Here is an 18,365-nt window from a genome sequence, read left to right as displayed (position 1 = left end):
GGCTTCGACGACGCGCCGCTACTTGGAGCCGGAGCCACCTTCGCCGCCGCCGGCGCCACCAAAACCACCGGCGCCGCCGCCGCCACCAGCGCCGCCGGCGCCACCTTCGCCGCCGCCGCCGCCTTCGCCGCCAGCGCCGCCGCCCTCACCGCCGCCCCCGGAGCCGGGCAGGCCGCTGTCGCCGCCTTCACCACCGGTGCCCGGACCTGCGTCGCCGCCGTCCGTCGAGAAGCCGCCCGCGCCGCCTGCGCCCGTCGCGTTGCCCCCGCCCGCGCCCGCGGTGCCTGCGGTCTCGTTGGCTCCAGGCGGATCCGGCTGCGGGTTGAAGGTACACGCCGAGATGGCGAAGCCCGTGACGACAAAGAGGACAAAAAGCTTTCGCATGGCTGAGGACGTTGTGCCGCAACCATCATGCCACGTCGAGGATCGTCGTTTCCACGATGGAACTGGGCTCGATTTCGGCACAGCCTGGCACGTCCCCGGACGCCCGGATCGCGCTCGCGTCTGGCACAGGTCCGCCGCTCGCGAGGGGCGGGAGGCGCGGTATCGTGAGGCCCCGTGAACGAGCAAGACGGCACGATCTCCACGCGCCTCGCCGCCGTACGAGCGCGCATCGACGAAGCAGCGATCCGAGCTGGGCGGAGCCCGACCGCCGTGCGCCTCGTCGCGGTGTCGAAGACCAAGCCGCCCGAGGTGATCCGCGAGGCGTACGCCGCCGGTCAACGCGACTTCGGCGAGAACTACGTGCAGGAGATGGCGCAGAAGGCCGCGCTGCTCGCGGACCTCGCGGAGCTGCGGTTTCACTTCATCGGCGCGCTCCAGCGCAACAAGGCGAGACAAGCGGCGAGCGTGGCGAGCGTGATCCACACGGTCGACCGCGAGGAGCTCGCGACCGAGCTCGATCGACGCGCGGGCGCGCTCGGGCGGACGCTCGACGTGTTGCTCGAGGTGAACGTGGGCGGCGAGGCGTCGAAGGCCGGATGCGCGCCCGAGGCCGTGCCTGCGCTGCTCGAAGCGGCGCGGCGCGCCGAGCATCTGCGGGTCGTGGGGCTCATGGCGATCCCGCCCTACCTCGAAGATCCCGAGGCCGTCCGCCCGTACTTCGCGCGGCTGCGCGCGCTGCGCGACACGCTCGAGGCCCCCGCGCTCTTGCCCGAGCTCTCGATGGGCATGTCCCACGATTTCCACGTGGCGATCGAGGAGGGCGCGACGATCGTCCGCGTGGGGACGGCCATCTTCGGCGCGCGATAGCCTTCTCCGGAGAGGCGACCTAGAGTCTCCCATCATCATGCGCGGCTGCCTTCATTTCAGCCTGTTCGCTCCTCGCGTGTTCGCTTGCGTGGGGGCGATCGGCCTCCTCGGTTGCGCGCCGGCCCTGCCTGCGTCGATGGGCCATCCGCTGCTCGGCGCGGCGTCGCCGCCGTTCCACGAGACCGCGATCGACGAGCGTTCGGTCGACGTGCCGGGCACGCTCCGCACACACGTGACCGTGATCGACTTCTGGGCGTCGTGGTGCGGCTCGTGTCAGCAGACGATGCCCGCGCTCGAGGCGCTGTATCAGGACAGGCGCGCCGAGGGGCTCGTGGTCGTCGGCGTGAGCGTCGACGACCACGAGGAGGACGCTGCGCGAGGGGCCGAGGCGTTCGGGGTGTCGTTCCCGATCGTCTACGACTTCGGGCATCGGCTGCAGTACGCGTTCGACGTGTCGAGCGTGCCCATCACGTTCGTGGTCGACAGATCGGGCACGGTGCGCTTCGTGGGGCGTGATCCGTCGAGCATCCGGCGCGCGGTGATCGCGCTGATGGACCGGTGAAGCATGACGGCGCGGAGGAGCAGCCGCGGCGACAAGGAGGCCGGCCCGACGCTCTTCGAGGCCGCGCTGAAGCGTGATCCGAAGCTCGCCGAGCTCGTGCCGCTGGCCGAGCGGATGCGACCACGCGCGCTCTCGGACCTCGTGGGGCAATCCCACCTCGTCGGCGAGGGCAAGCTGCTCGCGCATGCGATCGCCGCCGATCGTGTGCCGTCGATGATCCTCTGGGGGCCGCCGGGATCGGGCAAGACGACGCTCGCGCGGATCGTGGCGGAGTCGACGCGCGCGCGGTTCGTCCCGTTCAACGCGGTGCTCGGCGGCATCCCGGAGCTACGCGTCGTGATGGCCGCGGCGAAGGAGGCGCGCGCGTACGAGGGCAAGAGGACGATCCTCTTCGTCGACGAGATCCACCGCTTCAACCGCGCGCAGCAGGACGCGTTTTTGCCGCACGTGGAGGACGGGACGATCACGCTGATCGGCGCGACCACGGAGAACCCCTCGTTCGCCGTGAACGCGCCGCTGCTCTCGCGCTGCCGCGTCTTCCGGCTGAACCTGCTCGACGAGAAGGGGATCACGGAGCTGCTCCGCCGCGCGCTCGAATCGCAGGAGGGTCTCGCGGGATCGATCGGCGCCGACGAGGAGGCGATCGAGGCGATCGCGAAGCTCGCGGGTGGTGATGCGCGCAGGGCGCTGACGACGCTGGAGATCGCGGCCGACGAGGCGAAGCGTGAAGGGCGTGCGAGTGTCACGCGTGAGGACGTGGTGCAGACGAGCGGGCAGAAGACGCTGCTCTACGACAAGGCGGGGGAAGAGCACTACAACGTCGTCAGCGCGTTCATCAAGTCGATGCGCGGCTCGGATCCGGACGCGGCGATCTACTGGTTGATGCGCATGCTCGAGGCGGGCGACGATCCGCTGTTCCTCTTGCGGCGCATGATGATCTTCGCGAGCGAGGACGTGGGCAACGCCGACCCGCGCGCGCTCGACGTGGCCGTGGCGGCGGACGCGGCGTTCCAGCGGGTGGGGATGCCGGAGGGCATCTACTTCCTCTCGCAGGCGGCGATCTACCTGGCGTGCGCGCCCAAGTCGAACGCGTGCAACGCCGCGTGGAAGGCGGCGCAGGAGGTCGTGCGCGAGCGGGGCAGCCTTCCCGTGCCGATGAAGCTGCGCAACGCGGTGACGGGCCTCATGAAGCGCGAGGGTTACGCCGCGGGATACCGCCACGCGCACGACGAGAGCGGCGGCGTCGCGTGGGGCGAGACGTACCTGCCCGACGCGATCGCCGGGACGCGCTTCTACGAGCCCACCGAGCGCGGCTACGAGAAGGTGATCGCCGAGCGCGTGCGATGGATCCGCGCGCAACAATCTCCTCCCCTCTCCCGAGAGGGAGAGGGGATGGGGGTGAGGGAGTCGTCCGACGAGAGGAAAGAGAGCGCAGACGGCTCTGACGAACCGAAGCCTCAGTCGTCGTCGAGCGCCGACAAAGCCGACTGAATCTCCGACAGCGCGTGCGAATCACCCTTGGCGCGCGCCCGCGTGACGCCCTCCTCGAGCCACTCGCGCCCTGCGTCCACGCGCCCCGCCTTCACGAGCATCTGCCCGCACATCAGGTACTGCGGCACGTAGCCGGCATCCATGTCGCGCAGCGTGGTGAACGTGCGGAGCGCATCGTCGATCCGATCGGCCCCTGCGTACTCCAGCGCGAGCGCGTACCAGGCGAAGGGATCCTTCGACCCCTTCTGGATCATGCTCTCCAGGGCCGCGAGGCGCTTGCTCACGACGACGACTCCACGAGGCCGATATACGGCAGGTTGCGGTAACGCTCGGCCCAGTCGAGCCCGTAGCCCACGACGAACTTGTCTTCGATCGTGAAGCCCAGGTAGTCGATCGGCACCTGGATGCGCGTGCGCGCGGGCTTGTGCAGGAGCGAGCAGACCTTCACGCTCGCGGGCTTGCGCGTGCGGAGCAGGTCGAGCAGGTGCGCGATCGTGAGGCCCGTGTCGACGATGTCCTCCACGACGAGGACGTCGTCGCCCTCGACGGGCTTGGTGAGGTCGTGGGTGATTTGCACGACGCCGGAGGACTTGGTGTCCTCGCCGTAGCTGCGCACGCCGAGGAACTCGACGCGCATCGGCAGATCGATGTGGCGCACGAGGTCGGAGGTGAAGACGAAGCTGCCCTTGAGGACGCAGACGAGGACGAGGTTGCGCCCGACGTAGTCGCGCGTGATCTCGGCGCCGAGCTCGCGGACGCGCTGGGCGATGCGGTCGGAGTCGATCATCGTGGAGACGTTGGTGGCCATCGAGGGCGCGAGGTAGCACCGGCAGAGCGGGGCGCCTAGGTGGACGTGGGGGGAGCTCGCTCCCGGTGGGTTCTTCGGAGCGTTCTCTTGCCGGAGCTCGATCTCGGGCTACTCCAGAGCTTCCTCGAATCGCCGAGCCAGAGCCAAGCCGTGCGGGCGTTCCGGGAGGCGTTGCGAGGATCGATGGGCGGGTGACAACGGGGCTTTTTCGGGATGACGAGACCGGTCATCCGTGATGACGACCGCGTCCCGACGTGATGACGAGACCGCTCTCCGTGATGACGACGGCGTCCCAACGTGATGACGACCGCGTCCCGACGTGATGACGACGGCGTTTGCCGATGGCCTCCCGGCCGGATGACGATGGCCTCCAGGCCGGATGACGATGGCCTCCCGGCCGGATGACGATGGGCATTCGCCGCCGCCGGCGAGGCCCCGGGGCGCCGCGGCGCGTGCCTTTACACCCTGCCCCCTCCCATCGTACCGTCCTCCGCCCCTCTCACCCTCCGGCGACCCTTCATGCACCCGCCGCCGGCCGGCAACGTCTTGTGATGGCCGCCCCCGACCAAAAACAGCCGCCCCCCGCCCACCTCACGAGCCGCATGACCCTCTCCGTCCGCTTCTGCGAGACGGACCTCATGGGCATCGTGCACCACGCCAACTACCTCACCTACTTCGAAGCCGGCCGCGTCGACTGGCTCCACCGCCGCGGCATCTCCTACGAGAAGTGGGTCGAGATGGGCATCCACCTGCCCGTCGTCGAGGCCAAGCTCCGCTACCGCAAGGCCGCGCGCTTCGACGAGACGCTCGTCGTGGAGACGACGTGCGCCGAGGTCTCGCGCGTGACCGTGCGCTTCAGCTACCGCATCGTCCGCGGCGCCGACGTGATCTGCGAGGGCGAGACGCTGCTCGCGTGCGTGGGCAACGAGCTCGCGCCGAAGCGCTTGCCGCCCGAGATCGCCGCCGTGTTTCGTAGCCCCGAGACGGTCTAGTTCGAGGTCCCGCCCGCGTCCGGCGCGCCCGCGTCCGGCGCCTCGCCGAACGAGAGCCGCGCCGGCATGTCGATCGTGCTCGACGGGCCGATGCGATCACCGAGGAACGTGCGCCACTGGATCACGTAGCGGCCCCGCGCCGTGCCGATCACGTAACGCTGATCGTTCGGCGGGACCGCCACCACGGGCACGCCGTCCACGAGCACGTACGCGAGCATGTCGGACGCGTTCACCGCGATGAACCCCTCACCCGGCGCGAGCGGATCCGTGCTCGGACCAAGGCCCTGCGGCACCCCGGTGCGGAACGCGGCGACCTCGTCGCGCGTGAGGAACACGCCGCCCGGCGAGGTCGGAAGGCCACTCGCCTGGTACGCCGATCCAGGCGGCGGCACGAGCGTCTCGTTCGTCGGGATGTCCGTGCGGCGCGTCAACGTCGTGACCTCGAAGTCGATGCCGCCGCCGTCCTGCCACGTGTACGCCGCCGCGAGCGGCACCTCGCCGCTCTGACAAACCGACGTGCGCGGATCGACGCCGACGATCTCCACGAGCGCGCGGCAGAGAAGCGCGCCGCCCTCGCCGATCTCCGCGGACTTGCCGAGCTCGAGCCGCACCGAGCCGAGGCTCGAGGTGATCTCCACCTTGCGCGTCGCGAGCTGCAGCCGCTTGCCGTCGCCGAGCGGACGCGCGACGCCGGGCGAGAGCGGCGTGACGTCGACGCGTCGCTCGCCGAGCACCGTACGAAGCGCCCCGGGCGGCACGACGCGGTAGTCGGTCGCGTCGGGCCAGAGCACGACGTGGCCGTACCGATCGGCGCGCGCGCGGATCTCCGAGCGCTTGGGCAGCGGCATCGCCCGCGAGGCGAACTCGATCCGCATGCGGCCCGTGTCGGTGAGGTCGATCTTCCACTTCGGCGCCGTGAGCTCCGCCGCGGCCTTGATGCCGTCCTGCGAGACCTCGGGCGCGCGGGGCGCGGGCGGGACGTCGCGCAGGCGGAAGACGGCCTCGAGCGTGGCGCCCGCGAGGTCCTTCGAGGCCGGCGCCTCGGCGGCGATCGCCTCGTCGCCGCGCAAGACCCCCGGCGGCGGCGGGCCCGCGTCCGGCACGATGAGCCGGCCCGAGGGGTCGGCCAAAAGGCCGATCGGCGCGCCGTCAGGCGGGCCAGCGTCCGTGGGCTCGTCGGCCTCGGTGGCGAGCGGCGCGGGCAGGATGCTCGCGTTCGGGCTCGCGGCGTCGGACGCGGACGTGGACGAAGAGGACGAACCCGGCGGCGCCTCACAAGCGACGAGGGCGGCCGGCAGGAGCAGGGCGAGCGCGACGGGCAGTTTCATGGCTCGAGCTCGAAGGAGTGGATCACGTGGACGCGTGGATCGAGCGGCGGCGGATCGGGGGCGTATTGCGTGTCCACGAAGACCGCCGTCGCCGCGGGGTGGATCTCCAGGAACAGGTTACAGTTCGCCGGCTCGTTGTCGAAGACCGCGACGACCTCGCCGAGCCGAAGGAGCGCAGGCGCGACCTCTCGCTTGAAGACGGCGTCGGGTGTATCGAAGTCGGGCTTGACGACGAGCTCGGCGCCGACGACGCCGATGGGGAAGCCGAGGTCGCGCAGGCTCGCGAAGGAGCCGAGGGCCATGTTGGGCAGGTCGCGGCCCGTCAGGTACACGACGATCGCGCCCGCGTCGTAACAGGCGCGCACGAAGGCGCCCGCCCCGGGGGTCTCGGTGTCGTGGCGAAGGTGCGGGTCCTGGAAGAAGCGCTCGCGCCAGAAGCGGAAGCCCTCTTCGTGGAGCGTGGGTTCGCTCACGCCGATGCGGCGCATGGTGTCGACGATGCCGTAGACCACGTCGTCGACGGTGGCGGCGGCGAGCGCGGTGGCCTCGTTCGGGTGCCGCGCGCGCCAGACCTCGGCGAGCTCGTGCAGGATGGCGACGACCCGCGGCCGGTTGTCCATGATCGTGCCGTCGAGGTCGAAGACGACGACCTTCGCGCACCCGGACGGATCCCGCACCCGGTCCAGCACCTCGCGGAGCAGCCGCTTGCGTTCGACCTCACCGAGCCTGCGATGCGTGAAGAGCTCTCCCACCGGCGGTAGCCTTTGCGCAGGTCGAGGGCGCTTGTCCAGCCCCCTCGGGTGGTGTCCGTGAGGGACGCACCTTCAGCGCGGCACATTGTCGCCTGATCTCCTACATTTGTTGGCCCCTGGATCCAGGCTCCCTTAACGTTTGGACCAGCCGGCGGACCTGGCGCGCGCGTGGAGAGCGCGGCTTTGGGTCGTCGGCCGGAGGCCCATGCGTTTTTCCAAGAAGACGGCCCTCGCCCTTTTGGTCGTCGCCCTGTCTGCGTCGGGTTGCGGCAAGACGCCGAAGGACCGGCTGCAAGGGCGATGGCTCGGAGAGTCGATCGAAAACGTGCCGGAGCCGCACCTCGCCAAGGCCATGGGCTGGGTGAAGGGCACGGCATTCGAGTTCGCCGGGAGCAAGGTGACCGTGACGATCCCGGCCGAATCCCCGCGCACCGGCGCGTTCCGCGTGACCGAGGCGAACGGCGACCGCGTGCTCGTGAGCTTCCTCCGCGAGGAGGGCGGGCGCGACGAGGCGGAGCTGCAGCTCGTCGGCGAGGGGCAGATGCGGTGGAAGATCGGGGACGGTCGGGAGATCGTGCTCGTGAAGGCCGTGCGGAACTAGCTACCGCCGCACCCGCTCCCGCCGGACCCGCAGCCTCCGCGGCTTCTCCCCTTCCCCCTCCGGCACGAGCGTCAGCACCACGTCCTCGGCGAGCGGCCCCGAGATGCGCCTTCGCGCGTCCTCGATCGTCCGCACCTGCTTGCCGTTCACCTCGAGCAGCTTGTCCCCCGGCTCCACGCCCGCGAGCTCGGCCTCGCCGTTCGGCGGCACCATCACGACCACGATCACCTTCGCCCCGCGCTCGGTCCGCTCGCCGAGCGTCAGCGCGATGCTGCCCGCGCCCTTCGCCTCGCCGCTCGCGCTGCCCTCCCCCGGCAGCGTGATGTCCACGCGTGACGTGCTCCTGCCCGCGCGCACTTTCACCGTTGTCGCAGCGCGCCCGAGATCCGACGAATACGCCTCGATCGTCGCCTCGCCCTCCGGCACACCCGCGAGCTTGAACCGGCCCTCGCGATCCGTGCTGACGACCCCACGCGGCAGCGGGCCGAGCGGCAGGTACGTCGGCACCATCCCGAACGCCACACGCGCGCCCACGACGGGTTCGTCGTTCGGATCGATCACCGTGCCCTCGACCTCACCCGCCTCGGCGAGGTCCACCGCCCCGAGATCCACCTCGCGGCTCGGCGCGGGCGCGACCGTGGTGATCTTCTCGCCGGTCGCGAAGTCCGCGTGCGACGCGACGATCCGCACGCGGCCCGGCGCGAGGTCCTTCACCTCGAACGCGCCCTCGGCGTCGCTGCGCGCGCGGCGCACGCCCGCGTCCGTGTAGACGACGACCTCGGCCCCCTCGACGCGCTCGCGCCCGTCGCGCCCCGTGACCTCGCCCTTCGCCGTGATGCCCTCGGCGAGCTCGTACGTGAGTTTGGCCGGCGTGATCTCGACCTCCTGCACGAGCGGCGCCTTGCTCGGCCGCGAGAGCACGAAGCGCAGCGGCAAGCCCGCGGCGTCGGGGATCTCCACGTCGCCGTCGTCGTCCGTGAAGAGCGTGCGCCGGAGCGGGACCGTGGGGTCGAGCGAGACGGCGCGCACCTCGACGCGATCGAGCGCATAACCGCGATCGTCGGTGACGTGCACGAGGACGGCGTCGCGCTGGCGCGGCAGGACGATCTCGACCTCCTTGCGCTCGTTGTCGGGGATCTCGACGATGAGCCGCGCCGCGACGTCGGACGGCGTCTCGGGCCGCGCCACGCTGATCAGGACCTCGTCCGGGACGGCGCCAAACGCGAAGGTGCCGCTGTCGTCGGTGTACGTGACGCGCTCGAGCGTGCCCACGGCCGCGGCGAGCTCGACCCGCGCGCCCGAGACGGGGCGGTGATCGGCGTCGACGACGCGGCCTTCGAGCGAGCCGCCTTGATGCAGCACGACCTTCACGCGCGCCTCGCCGCCAGAGACGATGGTGACGGTCTCGCTCTCGGCCTCGACGTAATCGGGGTGGCGGACGATGGCGTGTACGCGGCCGGGCGGGATGGGCTCGGCGCGGAACTCGCCGTCGGATCGCGTCACCCAGGGGTCGCCGCCACTGCCGAGGGAGGTCGCGGCGAAGCCGCCGGCGCGTGGCAGGTCGGGGATGGGGCCCGGCATCACGCCGAGCTCGCCGATGGGCAGGAGCGGCAGCGGGCCGGGCAAAGCGAGGTCGAAGTGATCCTCGCGGAACTCGGCCATCGCGCTGGTCTCGTCGATCGGCATGCCCTCGATGTCCACGCCGACGACCTCGATCGTCGCGCCGCCGACGGGGAAGCCTCGATCATCAACGACCTCGCCGACGAGCGCGCCGCCGCGCAGGAGCGAGACGCGCACCTCGGTGGCCTCATCGTCCACGGGCACGGCGCTGCGAGGCACGAAGCCCGGCGCGCGCGCGCTGACGGTGGCGTAGCCGAGCGTGATCGGCCCGAGCACGACGACGCCTTTTGCGTCGGTGCGGCCGTGGATCGGGAACGGGCTCAGCCCCTCCTCGACGAGCACGACGCTCGCCTCTTTCACGGGTGGCGCGTTCTCGCCCTCGCCGTCGGTGACCGTCACCGTGATCCGCCGGCCCGGGCCGAGGACGAGCTTCACTTGTTTCTGCGCGGCCCGCTCGATCTCGACGCCGAGCTCGGTCTGGCTCACGCGCTCGCCGAGCTCGGCCTTGAGGTCGTACCCGCCGCGCCGCAGGCCCACGATCCGCGCGATGCCGTTCGCGTCGGCGACCGTGCTGCGCGCGGGCCAGAGGCTCGCGCCTCCGCAGAGCACGCGCGCGTAAGGCGCGGGGGAGCCGTCGGCGTTGACGACGAGGACCTCGAACGCGCCGAGGCGCTCGAGCTTGATCCGCACGGGGATCGGGCCTGGCATCACGCCCGTCCGCACGACGTCGTCGTACCCGCGGCCCGACGCGCGCACCGAGAAGGGACCTTGTCCCAGCCGATCGATCCGCGCGCGCCCATCCGCGCCGGTGACGGCGACGTAGGGGAGCGGATCTGCGCCCGTGACGGTGATCTTCGCGCCGGGGAACGGTTGTTCCGCCTCGTCGACGACGACGACATCGACGGCGGCGGCTGGCTGGAGCACCAGCCTGACGACACGCTCGCCGGGCCCGAGCACGACCCGAACGGACCCTCGGGCGCGCCCCTCGCCGTACGCGAGCAGCCACGCTTCGCCGCGCGGCATGGCTTCGAGCGAGGCGACGCCGTCCTCGCCTGCGCTCGCCTCGCCAGCGAAGTAGGTGGTGCCGTTCTGGATCGAGAAGAGGCGCACGAACGCGCCTGGCAGCGGTTGATCGTGCTCGTCGACGAGGGCGACGCGCAGGTCGGCGTCGCGGGTGGTGAGCGCCGCGGGAAGCGCGGGCGCCTGCATGACGAGGTCGAGGCCCGTGAGCCGCGTATCGAAGAGCCCCGCGACGTAGAGCAGGCTCACGAGCGCCGCGAGCAGCGCGACGATCCGCGCAGCGCGCGTCGGCCTCGGAGCGGGGGGCAAGGAGCTCACGTCGCTTTTTGCTAGCGCGGGTGGCGGGAGGGGACCAGCGGCAAAGGGCGGGGGTTATGGGAGGACGCAGGTCCCGCCACCTCCCCGATCGATGTTCCACATCGTCCCCGAAGGTCCCGCGACCTAACGCGCCTTCATCTCGTCGACGACCGCCAGGATCTCCTCGTCCGAAAGGATGTGGCTCGACCCCTTGGCCTTCTTCAGGATCGCCTCCACGAGCTCCTTCGACGGCTCGATCCTCCGCTGCCGCAGCCAGAAGTTCACGTTGCTCGCCCCGGACATGTAGCCCACGCAGATCTCCTGCTTTCGCCCGAACATCCCCGCGGGCACGCCCGAGTAGATCCGGTCCGCGAGCCACGCGTCGCCCTTGCCTTGCGCCTTGATGATCGCCGCCGCGTGTACACCCGTCGCCGTGCGGAACGCGTCGCGGCCCACGAGCGGGTAGTTGATCGGGATCTGCCAGCCCACCGCCTCCGCCGCCGTGTTGCAGTAGTCCAGCATGTGCGTGAGGTCCTGGTGCTCGAGCAACCCGAGCAGCTTCAGGTTGAGCAGGATGAGCTCCATCGCCGCGTTGCCCACGCGCTCGCCGATCCCGAGCGCCGTGCCGTGCACCCGGTCCGCCCCGAACTCCAGCGCCCAGAGCGCGTTCTCCAGCGCGAGACCACGATCGTTGTGCCCGTGCCAGTCGATACGCACCTTCCCGTCCGCGCCGTGGCCCGCGATGATCGACTTCGTGAACGCGATCAGGTTGCGCACGCCGTCCGGCGTCGCGTGACCCACCGTGTCGCAGAGGCACAGCCGCGACGCGCCGTGATCGATCGCCATCTTGAACAACGTCGCCAGCATGTCCGGCCGCGAGCGCGTCGTGTCTTCCGTGACGTACGCGACGGGCAGGCCCGCCTTCACCGCGACGTCGATCGCCTCGGCGCTGCGCTTGACGATCGTGTCGAGGTCCCAGTCCTCGGCGAGCTGGCGGATCGGGCTCGAGCCGATGAAGCAGTAGACCTCGACCGGGATCCCGGCGCGCTGGGAGATCTCGATCATCGGGGTGATGTCGGAGACCACGGTCCGACCCGCGCACGCCACGCCGAGCGGCAAGCGGTTGTCCGTGATCTCGCGGCACATGCGCAGGACGTCGTCGAACGCGCGCTTGGAGCTGCCGGGCAAGCCGATGTCCGCGACATGAATGCCGATCTTGGACATCAGGTGAATCAGCTTCAGCTTTTGCTCGATGTTCGGGTCCGCGACGGAGGGGTTCTGCAGCCCGTCGCGCAAGGTCTCGTCGAAGAACGTGACGTCCCGGGGAATCAGGCGCCCTTTGCGGCCGATCTCGTTCCAGTCGTAGATGAGGTCGTCGGATCGGAAGTCGGGCGTGGCGCTCATGCGCAAGAGTATAAGCGCGTTCGCTCCCGTCGGACGAGGGGACGCGTATTTGCCGCCGCGCGTCGTCTCGGTCGCTCTCCCCCATGAAGCGCCGACGAGGCGTCCTCGGGAAATAGGGCGCGTCGACGTGGCCCCCGGCGCGTGGCCGGCCTAAGCTCTGGCCCCCGCCATGTCGATCTGGCAATCGCTCCCCGAGTTCGGAACCGGCGTTCTTTACGCCATCCTGATCGCCGCGGCGTACACGTTCGCCGTCGCGCTCGCCTCGAGCACCGGCAGGCCGCGCCTGCTGCAGGCCGCTCGGCTCGGCGCGTACGGCACCGTCGCGCTCGTCGGCCTCTCGGTCCTCGTCCTCGCGTTCGCCTTCGTCAGCCACGATTTCCGCATCAGCTACGTCGCTCGATACAGCGACCGCTCGATGACCACGCCCTACCTCGTCGCGGCCCTCTGGGGCGGGCAGGACGGGTCGCTCCTCTGGTGGCTCTTCCTCACGTCCGGCTTCACCGCGGGCTGCGTGGTCTGGCTCCGGCGCAAATACCTCGCGCTCCAGCCCTTCGTGATCGCGACGCTGATGACCATCATCGGCTTCTTCGCGATCCTCATGATCTTCGCGGCGAACCCCTTCGCCACGAGCGCGGGCGGCGCGCCCGTCGACGGGCAGGGGCTGAACTACCAGCTCCGCAACTTCTACATGATCATCCACCCGCCGAGCCTGTACGTCGGGTTCACGAGCTCGGCGATCCCCTTCGCCTTCGCGATCGCGGCGCTCGCCACCGGCCGGCTCGACAACGAGTGGATCGTGGCGACGCGCAAGTGGATGCTCTTCGCCTGGCTCTTCCTCTCGATCGGCAACGCGCTCGGCATGCTCTGGGCCTACGAGGAGCTCGGCTGGGGCGGCTACTGGGCCTGGGATCCCGTGGAGAACGCGGCGTTTTTGCCGTGGCTCACGGCGAGCGCCTACGTGCACTCGACGATGATCCAGGAGCGTCGCGGGATGCTGAAGGTCTGGAACGTCTTCCTGATCTGCGCGACGTTTTTCCTCACGATCTTCGGCACGTTCCTCACGCGCTCGGGCCTGATCTCCAGCGTGCACTCCTTCGCGCAGTCCGGCATCGGCATCTTCTTCGTCTGGTACATGGGCGTCATCGCCGCGACGAGCCTCGGGCTCATCGTCTACCGCCTGCCGAAGCTGCGCAGCGACGGCGTCTTCGAGTCCGTGCTCTCGCGCGAGACCGCGTTCGTGCTGAACAACTGGGGCCTCCTGAGCCTCACGATCTTCATCGCGACGGCGACGACCTGGCCGCGCATCAGCGAGTGGCTGCTCAACCAGGAGTCGACGCTCGGGCCGACGTTCTACAACACCTGGATCCCGCCGCTCGCGCTCGTGATCTTCTTCCTCATGGGCGCGGCTCCGCTGCTCGGCTGGCGCAAGACGAGCCCGGAGCTCTTCCTGAAGAGCTTCCGCTGGCCCGTGGCGGTGATGCTCGTCGTCGGCGTCTTGCACCTCGCGCTCGGCAAGCGCGTCGGCTACCCGGCCTTCTACGACGCCGCGCCGATCTACGAGGGCACGCTCGGCCGCGTGCTCGCCTGGACCTCGGGCAAGCTGCCGTTCATCACGGTGATGCTCGTCGCGTTCAACATCACCGTGGTCGTGCAGGAGTTCTACCGCGGCGTCGCGGCGCGGCAGCGGAGCAAGAGCGGCGAGGGCCTGTTCAGCTCGCTCTTCAACCTCGTGGCGAAGTCGCGCCGTCGGTACGGCGGCTACGTCGTGCACGTGGGCATCGCGCTCATGTTCCTCGGCTTCACGGGCCGCTCGTGGGGCGTCGACAAGGAGCTCAGCATGTCGCCGGGCGAGTCGGCCCAGGTCGAGTACTACGACATCAAGTACCTCGGCACGCGCATGGAGGTCGACAACGAGAAACGCGCGATCTTCGCCGACCTCGAGGTGACGCGTCAGGGCAAGCCGATCGGCCGCGTGACGCCGGCGAAGTTCATCTACAAGACCGGCGCCGATCAGCCCTCGACCGAGGTCGCCAAGCACATGACCATCCGCGACGATCTCTACGTGATCGTAGGAATGGTCAACCCGACGACGAAGGTCGCGGCGTTCCAGTTCCACGTGAACCCGCTCGTGAACTTCATCTGGATCGGCGTGGGCATCCTGATCCTCGGCGCGATGTTGTCGATGTGGCCCGACGTCGCGCTGGAGGAGGCGGGCGCGTTCGGCTACATCCGCGCCGCGGCCTCGGTCGCGACCTCGGTCATCTTCGCCCTGCTGCTCGCGGGCGGCCCCTCGCTCGCCTACGGCGGGACAAACGGCTCGCGCGCCCCGCCCGCGCCGACGATCGAAGCGCCCTCCCCCGCGCCTGCCCTCGGCGCCGCCCTCGCTCCCGCCAAGTAACACCGAATGACGACTCGACGAACCCCGCTCCACCTCGCGCTCCTCACCGCGGCGGCCATCGCCGCGGCGTGGCTGACCTTCGTCCCGCAGCTCGCGCACGGTCAACACACGGGCGGCACCGGGACCGTTTCGATCCAGAACGAGACCGAGCGCCAGCTCTTCTGGAGCCTCATCTGCACCTGCGGCTGCCCGCGCGAGACGCTCGGCACCTGCCCCTGCGACATCGCCCATCAGCGCCGCACCGCGCTGCGCGAGCTGCTCGCCGAGGGCAAGACCGTCGAGCAGGTGCAGGACATCTACGTCTCGCAGTACGGCTCGAAGTCGCTCGCGGTGCCGCGCAACCAGGGGGCGAGCCGCGCGCTCTGGGCCGTGCCGGTCGTGTCGATCGTGGGCGGCGCCGGGCTCGTGTTCTTCGTCCTGCGCCGCTGGCAACGCCGCGGCCTCGCAGCCGCGCGCGCGGGCGCGAAGGGCCCGATCAAGAACGAGAAGCGTGACGCCTACGACGACAGGCTCGATCAGGAGCTGAAGGACCTCGACGACGAATGAGCTCCGAGACCAAGACGGAAAAACGCGCCGGAGCGGAGCCCCCGAGCGTCGACCAGGATCTCGAGCGCAAGATCGCGGACGCCGTGAAGCTCGGTCTTCCGGCGGTGACGGTCTTCCTCGCGCTGCTCGGTGGCCTGTTCGTCGACGTGTCCACGGCGTTCCTGGTGCTCGCGGCGGGCGTGCTCGTGACGGTGATCGCGTCGTTCTGGGCGAGCTTGCGCACGCTGCTCGGCGAGACGCCGCTCTCCGGCGCCGACGCCTACGCGATCGGCGCGCCGCCCCGCGCCGAGGAGGAGCAGAAGCGCGCCGTGATCCGCGCGCTGAAGGACCTCGAGTTCGAGCGCAGCGTCGGCAAGATCAGCGAGGAGGACTATCGCACCCTCGTCGCGAAGTACCGCGCCGAAGCGAAGCGCCTGCTCCAGGCCCTCGACCAGCAAGCAGCGCCCGGCCGCGAGCGGGCCGAGGCGCTCGTGCAAAGGCGCCTGAAGCAGCTCGGCCTGCTCGACGTCGAGCAGGACGAATCCGACGACGAGGACGAGGCCGAGGCCGAGGCGACACACGAGGCGGCCGAGACCGACGAGGTCGCCGAGGCGCCGGAGCCGGTGAAGGAAGAGGTCGTCGAGGCCCCGCGCAAGGCGAAGAAAAAGAAGAAGGCGAAGAGGCCCGCGGCGGCGAGCGACGACGAGGCGGCCGCCGAGCGCGCGTGTGACGCGTGCGGCACGATGAACGACGAGGACGCATTGTTCTGCAAGAAGTGCGGGGCGCGCGTGGCCGCGCCCGAGCCCGCGGGAGAGACAAGCGAGGCGAAGAAGGCCGACGAGGAGGCGGAGGCGTCGTGAGCGCGATTCGACGAAAGCGCCTCGGGATCGTCGGCCTGGCCCTGACCGTCGCGACGGCGGCGATCTCGCTGCCCCACGTGGCGACGGCCGCAGGCGGGGACAAACCCGACGCAGGCGCGAGTGACGCGGGCGCAGGTGACGCGGGCGCAAGCGACGCGGGGAAGGCCGCCGGGCCGCTGCCGGAGGGGCATCCAGGCGTCGGCGAGCTGCCGCCGGGGCACCCGAGCGTCGGCGAGGGCGCGGAGGCGGATCCGCACGATCACGGCGCGAATCCGCACGGGGCGAACCCACATGGAGAGGCGCGCCGCGGCAATAGCGGGTTCTTCGAGCCGCCGCCCGACACGGCCGTCGAGGATCAAGCGCTGCCGCCGGGGACGATGGTCTTCACGATCAAGGACGCCGAGGATCGGCCGATCCCGAACGCGACCGCGATCATCGGCATCCTGAAGAGCAGCGTGGCCCAGGGCGACAAACGCGAGCGGCGCGAGGTGACGACCGACGCCGAAGGCTCGGCGCGGCTCGACGGGCTCGCGGTCGGCGCCGGGACGAGTTACCGCGTGACCACGCAGCGCGGGCTCGGGACGTACGCGACGCAGCCCTTCGCGCTCTCCGACAAGGCAGGCAAGCGCGTCGTCCTGCACGCGTACGAGGCGACCGACGACGTGAACAACGCGCTCGTCGGCAAGCAGGCCTTCGTGTTCGTGTCGCTGCGCGAAGGCGTGTTGCGGGTGGAGCACCTGTTCAACGTGTTCAACATCGGCAAGGTCGCGTGGGTGCCGGGCAAGGGCGCCGCGCAGGTGAATTTGCCCGAGGGTTACGAGGCCTTCCGCATCCCCGACGGCATGACCGACGTCCGGTTCGTCGACGAGGCCGGCAAGGGCCCGTGGCTCAGCGGCACGATCGCGCCCGGGAGGCACGAGGCGTCGTTCAGCTACCAGATCCCGCTCGAAGGCAAGGACCGACAAACCTTCCGCGTGGAGCTGCCGCCGCGCGTCGGCGAGGTGCGGATCTTCTCCGAGGCGAACAAGACCATGGGCCTTCAGGTCGCCGGCTTCCCCGAGGCGCAACGCCAGACGGGTCGCGACGGCCGCAAGGTGATGGTGACGATGCGTCAGGCGATGCAAGGCGAGCGCGGGATCCGCGCGCTCGACGTCACCATCACGGGCCTGCCCGTGCCGAGCATCACGCGGTGGATCGCGCTGCTCGTCGCGCTCTCGGCGGCAGGGCTCGCCGCGGCGTACACGATCCGGCAGCGCGCCGAGGGCGCGGTGCCCGACGAGGCGAAGGACGATCTGATCGAGGCACGCGAGGCGCTGCTCGGCGAGTTCGTCGCGCTGGAGAAGGCGCACAAGAAGGGCGACATCGGGCCCAAGACGTACGGCCGGCTCAAGGCCGCGTTGCTCGACGCGCTCGCGCGGATCGAGGCGCGCCTCGACGAGGTGAAGGCCGCGCGCGCCGAGATGCGGAGGCGCGAGCGCGGCGAGGCGCGACGACCGAGGCCGGAGGCCCGCGGCGAGGGTGGCTCGGCCTGAAGCGCGCAAGGCGAGGCCGTTCGTCCGGACGATCGGCCTCGCCGCCCTCTCGATCGGGCTCGCCCTCGCCGTGGTGATCGTGGCGCGGGATCGAAGCGCGCCGCCGGCCCGGTGCGCCAGAGGGATGGTCCCGCTCGGGGCGCGGTGTTGCGGCGAGGGACAAACGCTCGCGGGCGATCGTTGCGTGGGCAAGCCGGCGCGGTGCGCCGAGGGGCTCGTCGTGACGGAGGCAGGGTGCGTCGCGCGCCCGCGGGCGACGCCGATCGAGGCGGGCGTCTTGCGGATCGGGCCGAGTGACTGGGAGGCGCAAGGTCAGGTGACGCCGCGCGTGGTCACGATGGAGGCGTTCGCGATCGACGCCTACGAGGTCACGGAGGCGCGTTATGCGGCCTGCGTGGCCGCGTCCGCCTGCGCGCCCGTGCCGCTGTCGGAGGAGCCTGGCCGCGCGCTCTCGCGGGTCACGCTGGCCGAGGCGCGGGCGTTTTGCGCCTGGGCCGGGGGCATGGTGCCGACGCCGGAGGAGCTCGCCTTCGCGGCGGCCGGCGCCAAGGGGCGGCGGTACGCCTGGGGCGACACGGGGGCGGTTTGTCGGCGGGCGGCGTGGGGGCTCGTGGGCGGGCCTTGCGGCGCGGGCGCGACGGGGCCCGAGGTCGCGGGCTCGCACCCGGACGGCGCTTCCCCCGAGGGCGCGCACGATCTCGCCGGCAACGTGGCCGAGTGGGCCGCGCCGAGGACGAGCGAGGCTGTGGGGCCAGAGCTCGCCGAGGCGCGGGGCGGGTCGTTCGGGGACGGCGCGGCGAGCGCGCTCCGGAGCTGGAATCGCCTGGAGATCGCGGCGAGCACGCGATCGGCCGAGGTGGGCTTCCGGTGTGTGTATCCGTTCGCGGCGGCGGCCGAGGGCGGCGCCCTTGCGCGCTGAATCGT

17 protein-coding genes are annotated in these 18,365 nt (G+C 70.8%); 10 read left to right on the top strand and 7 right to left on the bottom strand.

The features are described from left to right. Nucleotides 1–18 precede the first annotated feature (18 nt). The gene (locus GF068_RS22250) at nt 19–384 is read right to left on the bottom strand and encodes a hypothetical protein (RefSeq protein WP_206079515.1); all 366 of its coding nucleotides are present in this window, start codon (nt 382–384) and stop codon (nt 19–21) included. A gap of 174 nt (nt 385–558) precedes the next feature. On the opposite strand from GF068_RS22250, the gene GF068_RS22245 reads away from it, so the two are divergent. Genes GF068_RS22245 through GF068_RS22235 form a run of 3 tightly spaced genes read left to right on the top strand, consistent with a single transcriptional unit; the run spans nt 559 to nt 3,304 of the window. After that, complete coding sequence (locus tag GF068_RS22245; RefSeq protein ID WP_338046510.1) at nt 559–1,251, top strand: YggS family pyridoxal phosphate-dependent enzyme; 693 nt, start codon at nt 559–561, stop codon at nt 1,249–1,251. A gap of 37 nt (nt 1,252–1,288) precedes the next feature. Next, the gene (locus tag GF068_RS22240; RefSeq protein ID WP_153821448.1) at nt 1,289–1,813 is read left to right on the top strand and encodes a TlpA family protein disulfide reductase; all 525 of its coding nucleotides are present in this window, start codon (nt 1,289–1,291) and stop codon (nt 1,811–1,813) included. A 3-nt stretch (nt 1,814–1,816) separates the two neighbouring features. Beyond that, nucleotides 1,817–3,304, top strand: coding sequence for a replication-associated recombination protein A (locus GF068_RS22235; protein ID WP_153821447.1), 1,488 nt, complete (start codon nt 1,817–1,819; stop codon nt 3,302–3,304). Here the strand turns inward: GF068_RS22235 and GF068_RS22230 are convergent. Both GF068_RS22230 and hpt read right to left on the bottom strand, forming a co-directional pair. After that, nucleotides 3,271–3,588 (bottom strand): tetratricopeptide repeat protein, encoded by a 318-nt coding sequence (locus GF068_RS22230; protein WP_338046509.1) that lies wholly within the window; start codon nt 3,586–3,588, stop codon nt 3,271–3,273. The genes GF068_RS22235 and GF068_RS22230 overlap by 34 nt on opposite strands. Next, on the bottom strand, nt 3,585–4,112 hold the full coding sequence (hpt, locus tag GF068_RS22225; protein WP_153821446.1) for a hypoxanthine phosphoribosyltransferase: 528 nt from the start codon (nt 4,110–4,112) through the stop codon (nt 3,585–3,587). Before hpt ends, GF068_RS22230 begins: the two co-directional genes overlap by 4 nt. A 551-nt stretch (nt 4,113–4,663) precedes the next feature. Between hpt and GF068_RS22220 the strand changes: the two genes are divergently transcribed. Then, nucleotides 4,664–5,104, top strand: a complete 441-nt coding sequence (locus GF068_RS22220; RefSeq protein ID WP_153821445.1) for an acyl-CoA thioesterase — start codon at nt 4,664–4,666, stop codon at nt 5,102–5,104. On the opposite strand, the gene GF068_RS22215 is transcribed toward GF068_RS22220, so the two are convergent. Continuing rightward, nucleotides 5,101–6,432: a hypothetical protein gene (locus GF068_RS22215; protein WP_153821444.1), complete on the bottom strand. Its 1,332-nt coding sequence runs from the start codon at nt 6,430–6,432 to the stop codon at nt 5,101–5,103. The two genes, GF068_RS22220 and GF068_RS22215, sit on opposite strands and share 4 nt — an antisense overlap. Next, on the bottom strand, nt 6,429–7,184 hold the full coding sequence (locus tag GF068_RS22210; RefSeq protein ID WP_338046508.1) for an HAD family hydrolase: 756 nt from the start codon (nt 7,182–7,184) through the stop codon (nt 6,429–6,431). The genes GF068_RS22215 and GF068_RS22210 overlap by 4 nt, the downstream gene beginning before the upstream one ends. A gap of 205 nt (nt 7,185–7,389) precedes the next feature. Between GF068_RS22210 and GF068_RS22205 the strand changes: the two genes are divergently transcribed. After that, entirely contained in the window at nt 7,390–7,785 is a 396-nt protein-coding gene (locus GF068_RS22205; RefSeq protein WP_153821442.1) for a hypothetical protein, read from the top strand. Here the strand turns inward: GF068_RS22205 and GF068_RS22200 are convergent, their stop codons facing one another. Together GF068_RS22200 and GF068_RS22195 are read right to left on the bottom strand one after the other, a co-directional pair. Further along, on the bottom strand, nt 7,786–10,743 hold the full coding sequence (locus tag GF068_RS22200; RefSeq protein WP_153821441.1) for a carboxypeptidase regulatory-like domain-containing protein: 2,958 nt from the start codon (nt 10,741–10,743) through the stop codon (nt 7,786–7,788). Between the two features lie 123 nt (nt 10,744–10,866). Then, the gene (locus GF068_RS22195; RefSeq protein WP_153821440.1) at nt 10,867–12,126 is read right to left on the bottom strand and encodes a LeuA family protein; all 1,260 of its coding nucleotides are present in this window, start codon (nt 12,124–12,126) and stop codon (nt 10,867–10,869) included. 169 nt (nt 12,127–12,295) lie between these two features. Here GF068_RS22195 and GF068_RS22190 point away from each other — a divergent pair, with 169 nt between their 5' ends. Genes GF068_RS22190 through GF068_RS22170 form a run of 5 tightly spaced genes read left to right on the top strand, consistent with a single transcriptional unit; the run spans nt 12,296 to nt 18,360 of the window. Continuing rightward, nucleotides 12,296–14,524 carry a heme lyase CcmF/NrfE family subunit gene (locus GF068_RS22190; protein WP_153821439.1) on the top strand — a complete coding sequence of 743 codons (2,229 nt, stop codon included), beginning with the start codon at nt 12,296–12,298 and terminating at the stop codon, nt 14,522–14,524. 6 nt (nt 14,525–14,530) lie between these two features. Next, entirely contained in the window at nt 14,531–15,070 is a 540-nt protein-coding gene (locus tag GF068_RS22185; RefSeq protein ID WP_153821438.1) for a cytochrome c-type biogenesis protein, read from the top strand. Further along, nucleotides 15,067–15,909: a zinc ribbon domain-containing protein gene (locus GF068_RS22180; protein ID WP_153821437.1), complete on the top strand. Its 843-nt coding sequence runs from the start codon at nt 15,067–15,069 to the stop codon at nt 15,907–15,909. Before GF068_RS22185 ends, GF068_RS22180 begins: the two co-directional genes overlap by 4 nt. Further along, entirely contained in the window at nt 15,906–17,441 is a 1,536-nt protein-coding gene (locus tag GF068_RS22175) for a carboxypeptidase-like regulatory domain-containing protein (protein ID WP_153821436.1), read from the top strand. Before GF068_RS22180 ends, GF068_RS22175 begins: the two co-directional genes overlap by 4 nt. Next, nucleotides 17,428–18,360: a formylglycine-generating enzyme family protein gene (locus GF068_RS22170; RefSeq protein WP_338046507.1), complete on the top strand. Its 933-nt coding sequence runs from the start codon at nt 17,428–17,430 to the stop codon at nt 18,358–18,360. Before GF068_RS22175 ends, GF068_RS22170 begins: the two co-directional genes overlap by 14 nt. Nucleotides 18,361–18,365 lie beyond the last annotated feature (5 nt).

The sequence above is a fragment of the Polyangium spumosum genome (assembly GCF_009649845.1).
Lineage (GTDB): Bacteria > Myxococcota_A > Polyangia > Polyangiales > Polyangiaceae > Polyangium > Polyangium spumosum.
Note: the sequence above shows the minus strand (reverse complement) of the source record. Positions and strands in the feature narration are given on the sequence as shown.